Origin of the sequence: Marinobacter sp. DSM 26671 (genome assembly GCF_900112835.1) — a bacterium.
Lineage (GTDB): Bacteria > Pseudomonadota > Gammaproteobacteria > Pseudomonadales > Oleiphilaceae > Marinobacter > Marinobacter flavimaris.
This window is the reverse complement of sequence record NZ_FONF01000046.1, coordinates 1-9166: the sequence shown is the minus strand read 5'-3', so window position 1 is coordinate 9166 and position 9166 is coordinate 1. Positions and strand designations below refer to the sequence as shown.

Genomic DNA, 9166 nt, shown 5'->3' with positions numbered 1-9166 from the left:
TAGGCCAGAAGCAATGGCGCAACAATCAGACCGAAGCCCAAGCCAGTCGTGATCTGCACCAGGGCGCCGAGAAAACAGACAACCAGAATCAGGGGTTCCATGGACATAGTCGGGCCTAGAACATCCGCACGCTTTCAACACGGATGAATTCCATGCATTCACGTTTGATTTCCAGAAAATCAGTCTCAGAGGAGATCATTTGATCCGGTGGCCAGGGCAAGGAATTGGCATTGCCCTTCACGCTGCGCCTAGGCGCAGCGCTCGTTAGTAGAATGAGTTCAGACAGGAAGATCGACTCGTCCACGTCGAGAGTCACAAACACAATCGTGGTGTTGAATTCCTCCCACAAGTTCACCAGGATGTCTTGCATCATCAGACTGGTCTGGTAATCCAGCGGGGCAAAGGGTTCGTCCATCAATAGAATCCGTGGGTAGATTGCCAGCGCGTGGGCAATGTCCACCCGCTGCTGCATACCACCGGAGAGCTGGTCCAGATAGTGATGCTCGTACTTCTGCAACCCACCATTTCTAGGAAAAGATCCACGGTACGCAAGACTACCAAGTCACCGAACGCAAGCTTGCCACGGTCAATGAACTTTATAGCAATGGTTTCCAGGTCCTGTTTTGCAGTGTTCATAAACAATGGCGTTTCGCTGAATTAACCCAGATGGGCTCGCTCGATTTCCATGCCGAAGCGGGAGCAGTCGCCCCGGTAGTAAAGGTTCTTGTAAAGCAGGGACTGGCCGGCGCCGTCCAGAATTTTTTGCCAGATGCCCTGCTTCACCTTCTGAAAAAACGCCATTGGCATTACGTCTGTATCACTCGGTAGCCTTTCCATACCTGCCTCATCACAACCTGTTATAACCAGTTATATTCGCTACAGCATAGGCTGTGCCAAGCCTAAAATAACGCTTTATTTCAGGAGGTTGTGAGTTTTCGTATTTGTGGAGGTTGTGAAAAATGCGCTGCTCTGAGACAGAAAACCGGGCAAAGCACTCTTTATGTGCGAAGTTTGGCATCCGGTTTCTTCGGGAAGGCAGGCGTGTCTTAATACGGAATCGGAAATTGTCGTCGTCTATTGGCCCAGGGGCAGGCGAACTCAAAGGCTGTAAGGATAAAAAGCTATCACGGGTGTTTTCGAAATCAGACTGGGTCATGTTGGCCAGTTGGAGCCCCGCCACCAGGTAATAGGGGCTTTGCTGAGCAATTGCGTGGTCCAAAAGCTTAATGTATTCATGTTCTTCAATACTTATAAAAACCTAGTCGATTGGAGCATGAAAGCCCTTGATTTGGGCTGCGGCGAACGTTCGCTTTTGTTTAAAAGCTTGGGGGACTCAGCCTGGTCGCAAAGCGGGCGTTTAGAATGGGCGGATAACGAGCGGCACAGCCAAGCTAATGCCCCACAACTGGAAGCCGGGTACACCTGACAAACTGGAATGCCCTGGCGCTTACTCGCTGAAAAGAGCGGCGCGTTTTATCCCCTCATGAGAAATTCGGGCTAGTCCACGAATTACCTCAGAGGCCAAAATGTTTTATTTTCCGATAGAGAGTGGCTCGTGTTATTCCTAGTTCTCGAGCTGCGGCACTAACGTTGTGATTGTGTTTTTCAAGCACACATCGCACCGCCTCGCGCTCTGCAGCGGCGAGCGTGCCGCCATCGCCAACGTCCACCTCCCCAGTGTCATTTTGAGCCCTGATGTCGTCGGGTAAGTGTTCAACATCAATAATTCCCTGAGTAGAAAGCGCCTGGCCAAGATTCAGAGCCTGTTGGAGCTCTCTGATATTCCCTTTCCACGAATGGTGCCTTAAGAGATTACGAGCGTCAGATGTCAGTATTGACGGGGAGCCTTCCTGTGACATTGAGGCCAGAAAGTGATCAATCAAAGCATCCAGGTCTTCACGCTCTCGAAGAGCAGGGAGCTGCACCCTGAGCCCATTGATCCGGTAATAAAGGTCGCTCCGAAAGTCTCCGCTTTCCATAAGGTCATCAAGATTCCGATGCGTCGCACAGACCAGAGAAAACGAGACGGGCCGAGGCTTCTCTTCTCCAAGCCTGGTTACAATACGTTCTTGCAAAACACGCAGCAGACGTGCTTGAAATTCCAACGGCATATCGCCTATTTCGTCCAGGAAAAGCGTACCGCCACTCGCCTCCTCAAACTTGCCTTTGGCGCCGCCACGGCGCGCACCAGTGAATGCACCGTCGGCATAGCCAAATAACTCTGATTCAATCAACCCGGCAGGAATAGCGGAGCAATTCACAGCAACAAACGCGCCTTTTGAAGAAGGCCCATTTGCATGTAACGAGCGCGCTAAAACCTCTTTGCCTGTTCCGGTTTCCCCAGTCACCAGAACAGGAACTCCAAACTGAAAGGCCCGATGCGCCTTTTCAAAAAGTGGTTTTGTTGGCTCGCCCACGTAAAAAGACTGACCGATGTCCGGACGTCTTTGCGGTGGCGTCGATTTGACGCTCAAGGGCCCTTTGCAAAGCCTTTCAACCTTAAGAAAAAGCCTTGCCCCATTGTGACATTCCACCTCAACAGGGTTTTGTTGTGATCCCTCAATTTCGGCAGCGCGGCACGAGAATACGTCTCTGAAGCAGACATGGCTCTGCTTCTGCTCTAGAGAATCGAGATCCAGCATCTGTCTGGCCGAGGGGTTTGCACCTAAAACTTCACCGTCCTCGCCAAAATGTATCAAACCACGCATGGGTGACTGCGTAAGCTCCGGGCGATAGTGAACCGCAAGGACCAGGGCACCACGCAAATCGTCGACCATTCGATTCTCAACAGACCGAGTTGCGAGCGCAACCGACTCCACAATCCCGACCGGCCGGCCGTCATATGGTTTCGAGGCATTCAAAGCCCCGACCAGCGTCCCGGCAGGATCAAAAATGGGTACTGCAACACAAGATAGATTCCAGAGTGAATGCAAAAAATGCTCGCTTCCACACACAACAGAGGGCCTGCCTTCTATTAAAGCGCAACCTGGGGCATTGGTTCCGGCTATCTCTTCTGAAAGGTCGATACCAGCATTCAAAGCGGCTCCAAGCACTTCGTAGCAGGGACTGTCATTGCCGAAATATTTAATACTGTGACCTTCTCTCTCCACACACGCCAAGACCCAACCTGCAGAACTCATTGAACGGAACAACCGTTGCATTTCAGGCTCTGCATATGTCAGGAGCCGCTCGTGCTGATTGCGGACATGAGAGATCTGGTCGAATCGCGCGGCCTCAAGTAAGACCTGATCCGTGGGGGACACTCCATGTTGTCTGCATCTTAGCCAGGAACGCAAAACTTCATCCCGTACCAGCTGGGACGGTACAACACGCCCTTCATCAAACAACACACGCGCTTGCTGGACCTGAGTATTAAGGTCAACGATCTTTTTATGCATAACGATACCCACGGCTCTGTATTGTTTTTATTCAATCATCCATTTTTAGTGTATTGAAACGATCCACTTTTTTCCAAAAACTGAAACATTGAAGCGAAAAAACCTCTTAGGCCACTGTTTAAAAAGGACTTTCAAAAACCCTGACGATCTGGCATATCGATTGCTGAACCTTGAGTGCAATACCAACAAAACTAATAAGAGGCTGCACTATGTCATCTGTATCAAACTATAAGCACAAAAGTTCACTCCGTTCCAGAATTGGGAATTTCTGTGTCGCTTCTGCTGGCCTGTCCACTATGTTGCTGGCTTCTGGAAATGCAGTAGCTATTGACGTTGATGCTGGGGATTACACGGCACTGCCCGCCGGAACCAACCTTGGAATGGTCTACTATCAATACGCCACTGCAGATTCCCTGTACTCGGATGGCGACAAAGCACCCATTAATGCTGGATTAGACTCACAGGTAGGAATCCTGCGGGGGGTGCATTTCACTGAAATAGGCGGTTACACAGTAGACCCTCAATTCCTCCTCCCATTCGGCAAGGTAGAAGGAAAAGACGATACCTCTTCGCTTGGTGACACCAGTGGCATCGGCGACCTGATTCTTGCGGCGACAGTTTGGCTTGTAAACGAGCCCGAAAGTAACACCTATTTCGGCATTACTCCCTTCCTGTATGTTCCAGTGGGGAGTTACGATCGAAATGACACATTAAACCTTGGCGAGAACCGCTGGAAATATGCATTACAGGCAGGTTACATAACCGGTCTCACTTCTAATATCTCATTAGACCTCATTGGTGATGTAACTTTCTTTGGCAAGAATGACGAACTCGGTGCCTCCAAGGCCACTTTGGAACAGGACCCCTTATATCAGTTCCAGGGCTTCCTGCGTTATAACGTAACGCCGCAATGGGATCTTCGCACCGGCATTTCTCATACGTCTGGTGGTGAAACACAGATAAACGATGTTAATCAGGACAATGACCTTGCGACCACGAAGATGACAATCGGTACGGCATGGTTTGCGAATCCGGGGCTGCAACTAATCGCAAATTATGGAAGAGATTTGTCCGTGGAAAATGGATTCAAAGAACAACATCGACTCAACTTTCGTATTCTAAAAGCTTTTTAAATTCCCATAAAACAGTAATAAAAACGAAAGGATATAAAAATGAAGCTGATTAAAAATCACTACAAAAACCATTTCATAAAAAAAGCGACAAGTAGCGCACTAGTTCCATTTTTAGTAATCGGCGCCGGCACAGTTATTGCGGCCGATCAGGTTAATCAAAGCTATATCATTGAAAATGCCAAAACCGGCAAGGACTGGCCAAGCCATGGTTTTGATTATGCAGAAACGCGCTTTAGTCCTCTCTCCCAAATTTCGGCCGATAATGTCGAAAACCTCGGGCTTGCATGGTCCTACAACCTTGGGTCTGAGCGAGGTGTCGAGGCTACTCCGCTTGTTGTAGATGGCGTAATGTACGTCACTGCTTCGTGGAGCATTGTGCATGCACTTGATGCAAAAACCGGCAAAAAACTCTGGACCTACGATCCTGAAGTACCTGGTGAGGCAGGCTCAAGGGGTTGTTGTGATGTTGTAAACCGCGGTGTGGCAGTGCACTACGGAAATGTCTACGTTGCATCCTACGATGGTCGATTGATCGCCCTTGATGCAAAAACCGGCGAAAAAGTCTGGGAAACGAATACTCTGCCCGACAACGACATGAGCTACACGATTACCGGCGCACCTCGGGTTGTTAACGGCAACGTGATCATAGGCAATGGTGGGGCCGAATTTGGAGTCCGGGGCTACATCACAGCTTACGACGCCAAAACCGGAGCGGAGAAATGGCGTTGGTATACCGTGCCGGGAAATCCGAACGAACCGTTTGAAAACGAAGCCATGGCTCGCGCTGCAAAAACCTGGGACCCGAGTGGTAAATACTGGGAGGCCGGTGGCGGTGGCACTGTATGGGACTCCATCGTTTTTGATCCGGACCTGAATCTCTTATATATCGGCACAGGTAACGGCTCTCCATGGTCACACAAGAAGCGTAGCCCGGAAGGTGGGGATAACCTCTACCTCTCCTCAATTGTTGCTCTCAATGCCGACACTGGTGAGTACGTGTGGCATTACCAAGCCACGCCCGGGGATAACTGGGACTATACTTCAACGCAGGACATGATTCTCAGCGAGCTCATGATTGATGGAGAGCGTCGCAAAGTTATCATGCAGGCTCCGAAAAACGGCTTCTTTTTTGTTCTCGACCGGACAAACGGTGAATTCATATCGGCCGACAATTATGTCGATGTTAACTGGGCCAAGGGATACGACAGCAACGGTCGTCCAATAGAAGTTCCTGAAGCACGATCCATGGACGAACCCTTCGATATTATCCCGGGGCCTTTCGGAGGACACAATTGGCACTCAATGTCTTTTAACCACCAAACCGGCCTGGCTTACTTCCCCACTCAGCACATACCGATCACGATGGTCGAAGATCCCTCCTGGGAAAACATAGAAAGCAATGAGCCAGGACAACCCATGAGTGGCGTAGGCTGGAACACCGCTTTCCAATTCAACGTGGCGCCACCATCAAGCAAGCCGTTCGGGCGACTTACAGCCTGGGATCCCGTTACGCAGCAGGAAGCCTGGCGTTACGAACATGTCTCTCCCTGGAACGGCGGAACCCTGACAACAGCCGGTAATCTGGTATTTCAGGGAACTGCAGACGCTCGCTTTATGGCATTCAACGCGCAAACGGGTGCCCCCCTATGGGAATCCCCAATGGGTACCGGCGTCATTGCAGCGCCCATCACTTATGAAATAGACGGCACTCAGTATGTCTCTATTGCAGCGGGCTGGGGCGGTGTTTTTGGAAAATCCCAGAGAGCCTCTGACCTCAAGACCGCCGGCACTGTTTATACGTTTGTCCTGAACGGTGATGCCGAGATGCCTGAATTTACCAAGTATCAGTTGAACTCTCTGGTTTCGGGCGTTGAATACAATCCTGATTTCATTGGAGAAGGCACGGCTCTGTACGTCAGTAATTGCGTGTTCTGTCATGGCGTTCCCGGCGTAGACAAGGGCGGCAATATTCCAAACCTGGGTTATTCAAAGAAATCGGTCATTGAAAACCTCGACGCCTTCCTGTTTCACGGTCCATTCGTCTCCAGTGGGATGCCTGATTTTAGCAAAACACTCAATGAGACGGATGCCGAAAAAATAAAGGCGTTTATTCAGGGCACCGCTGATGCCATCCGTCCTAAGAACCAGTGATTTGAGGGGAGCCAATGAATATGTTCACGAAACAACCACAAGATTTAGAGAATAAAACCCAAGCGTTCCTGGCCCGTCAAAATCACCGCATGCTGATTGGCGGTCAATGGGTTGATGCTCTGGAAAACAAACGCATAGAGGTAGAAAACCCGGCAGAAGAAACGATTGTAGGAAGCATACCCTTTGCACACCCTGACGATGTTAACAAAGCGGTTAACTGTGCAAAAAGTGCGTTCAATAGTGATGACTGGGGGCGAATGAGACCCTCCGCCCGTCAGAACATGCTTCTCAAACTTGCAGATCTGATTGAGCGAGACGCCAGAGTCATTGCTGAGCTGGAAGCAATCGACAACGGCAAGTCTGCTGCTATTGCCGAAGCTGTTGACGTAAGCCTGGGACTGGAATTCTTTCGCTACATGGCCGGGTGGACAACCAAAATCGAGGGCTCGACTCTTGATGTTTCCATGCCCTTCATGCCTCCCGAAGCTGACTTTTCTGCATACACTCGTCGGGAACCAGTAGGCGTTGTTGCTGCAATCATACCGTGGAATTTTCCTTTTCTGATGGCCTGCTGGAAGCTGGCTCCGGCACTTGCAGCGGGCTGCACGGTTGTGTTGAAGCCTGCAGAACAAACCTCCCTTTCTGCCCTCTATCTGGGCGAGCTGATCGGAGAGGCAAAGTTTCCTGACGGAGTCGTCAATATCGTTACCGGCGAGGGTCAGAGTACTGGGTCTGCCCTGATAACTCATCCTGATATCAACAAGATTAGTTTCACGGGATCCACAGAGGTGGGGCAGATCATAGGCCGTGCGGCGATGGATAATATGGCGCGTGTCACTTTAGAGCTGGGTGGCAAGTCTCCAATGATTGTCCTTGCTGACTGTGATCCCGAGAAGGCTGCGCAGGGAGCAGCGGCAGCGATTTTTTTCAACCATGGACAAACCTGTAGTGCAGGCTCGCGACTTTACGTTCACCGAAGCATTTATGACGAGGTCCTGGGTCGGCTTGCCGAGTTGGCAGAGGCAATCCCCCTGGGGCCCGGCCTGGATCCAGCTGCTCAAATGGGACCACTCGTATCCAGGGTTCAGCTAGACCGAGTCTGTCGCTACATTGAAACGGGCCGTCAGGAAGGTGCGCACCTGGTCACCGGCGGCGAACGAGCTGACCGCAAAGGTTATTACGTCAAGCCCACCATATTTGCGACCGAAGACGATTCTATTGTCATAGCCAAAGACGAGATCTTTGGTCCCGTTCTGGTGGTTATCCCGTTTGATAATATCGAGGATGTCGTAGACCGGGCCAATGATAGTCGCTATGGCCTGGCAGCCAGTATCTGGTCAAACGATCTTTCTCAGGTGCAACGCTTAATCCCGAAATTAAAGGCAGGCACTGTTTGGGTAAACGGGCACAACATGCTTGACGCCAACATTCCATTCGGTGGCTATAAACTCTCCGGGGTCGGACGTGATATGGGTAAGCAGTCACTGGATTCGTACCTCGAGACAAAGTCGGTTGTCATTGCCCTCTAGGAAGAATGCTAAACCCCGGCCCTGAAAAGCCGGGGTTTAGCCCCCATAGGTCAATTGTTCAACTTCCTAGAGTCGACTATCGCCCTCCCGACAGGTGAGCGATAAACCTCTCTAATATGGGGATGAATGGAATGATACAGGTCTGGTTTATGGCTTCTTGGGCGATACCGCTCAAGATAGACACGTCTCCGTGCGGCCAGGAATAAGAACGGAGCATGGGCCGAAGTCTCTGATATATGTACAGTATGGCGGGGAATAACAAATGCTAAAAGAATCCAATAACCTCAGAAGCTTGGCAAAGGGCCAAGCCACGCTGCACTCGCTCCCGGTTCCTGACATTCGGCAGGAAGACGTCGAAATAACGCCATTGTCCAAGGCTATGATTACTGATTATCAGCCACTTTTTCGCGACTCCTTAAGGGATATTGTTCAAAGAAATCATGATTGCAAATATGTCTTCGAGGTATTCAGCTTGGAAGAGGCCATGGAAATCGTGAATGAGCATGACAGCCTTGGTCTCATCTTCTTCGATTTCGACATGCCGGATATGAGGGGGCTTGGCGGTCTCGGTTGCTTAAATGAGATCGCACCCTCCCTCCCCATCATAGTTAGTGCCCATCCAGAAATTAGCAAGCCTCTGATTTCCAGATAAAATTCTGAGAATAGATAAAAAAATCCTCTTGGCTTTGGTATGTTTTAAGTGCGACCAAAAAACATCAAACAACCAAGAGGATCCAGCATGCGAGAGATCCGCAATGCTCAGGTCAGTATATTCGAACATTACTCGAATCACGAGTATGGCGTCCGACTCCGGAAGCTGTCGGAGGTCCTGGACAGGCAGCCCGAGATTCTTGAGCTGGTGGCGGCAGATTTAATCGATGCTTCCGTTTCAGCCGTTGGGCGATCCGGTCTCAGCGCAGAGACTGTTCTGCGTTGCATGGTATTAAGGCAGCAA

The 9166-nt window shown here is 50.4% G+C and carries 7 protein-coding genes and 1 pseudogene; 5 read left to right on the top strand and 3 right to left on the bottom strand.

Features of this window, described 5'->3' with window-relative positions; translation table 11 throughout:
• Positions 1–115: 115 nt before the first annotated feature.
• The 3 genes from BM035_RS21800 to BM035_RS21790 form a co-directional block, all read right to left on the bottom strand.
• Positions 116–517 carry an ATP-binding cassette domain-containing protein gene (locus BM035_RS21800; RefSeq protein ID WP_092033542.1) on the bottom strand — a complete coding sequence of 134 codons (402 nt, stop codon included), beginning with the start codon at positions 515–517 and terminating at the stop codon, positions 116–118.
• A 140-nt stretch (positions 518–657) separates the two neighbouring features.
• Positions 658–801, bottom strand: coding sequence for a hypothetical protein (locus tag BM035_RS22530; RefSeq protein ID WP_217646360.1), 144 nt, complete (start codon positions 799–801; stop codon positions 658–660).
• A gap of 713 nt (positions 802–1514) precedes the next feature.
• Positions 1515–3398 (bottom strand): sigma-54-dependent Fis family transcriptional regulator, encoded by a 1884-nt coding sequence (locus BM035_RS21790; protein ID WP_092034383.1) that lies wholly within the window; start codon positions 3396–3398, stop codon positions 1515–1517.
• Positions 3399–3694: 296 nt separating this feature from the next.
• Between BM035_RS21790 and BM035_RS21785 the strand changes: the two genes are divergently transcribed.
• The 5 genes and pseudogenes from BM035_RS21785 to BM035_RS21765 all read left to right on the top strand — a co-directional run.
• A complete protein-coding gene (locus BM035_RS21785) occupies positions 3695–4531 on the top strand; it encodes a transporter (RefSeq protein WP_217646374.1) in 837 nt (278 codons plus the stop codon).
• A 39-nt stretch (positions 4532–4570) separates the two neighbouring features.
• Positions 4571–6682 carry a PQQ-dependent dehydrogenase, methanol/ethanol family gene (locus BM035_RS21780; RefSeq protein ID WP_092034379.1) on the top strand — a complete coding sequence of 704 codons (2112 nt, stop codon included), beginning with the start codon at positions 4571–4573 and terminating at the stop codon, positions 6680–6682.
• A gap of 14 nt (positions 6683–6696) precedes the next feature.
• Positions 6697–8211, top strand: a complete 1515-nt coding sequence (locus BM035_RS21775) for an aldehyde dehydrogenase family protein (protein WP_092034378.1) — start codon at positions 6697–6699, stop codon at positions 8209–8211.
• A gap of 262 nt (positions 8212–8473) precedes the next feature.
• Complete coding sequence (locus tag BM035_RS21770) at positions 8474–8863, top strand: response regulator (protein ID WP_092034376.1); 390 nt, start codon at positions 8474–8476, stop codon at positions 8861–8863.
• A gap of 87 nt (positions 8864–8950) precedes the next feature.
• Positions 8951–9166 (top strand): annotated as a pseudogene (locus BM035_RS21765) (ISNCY-like element ISMaq5 family transposase); the annotation flags it as partial.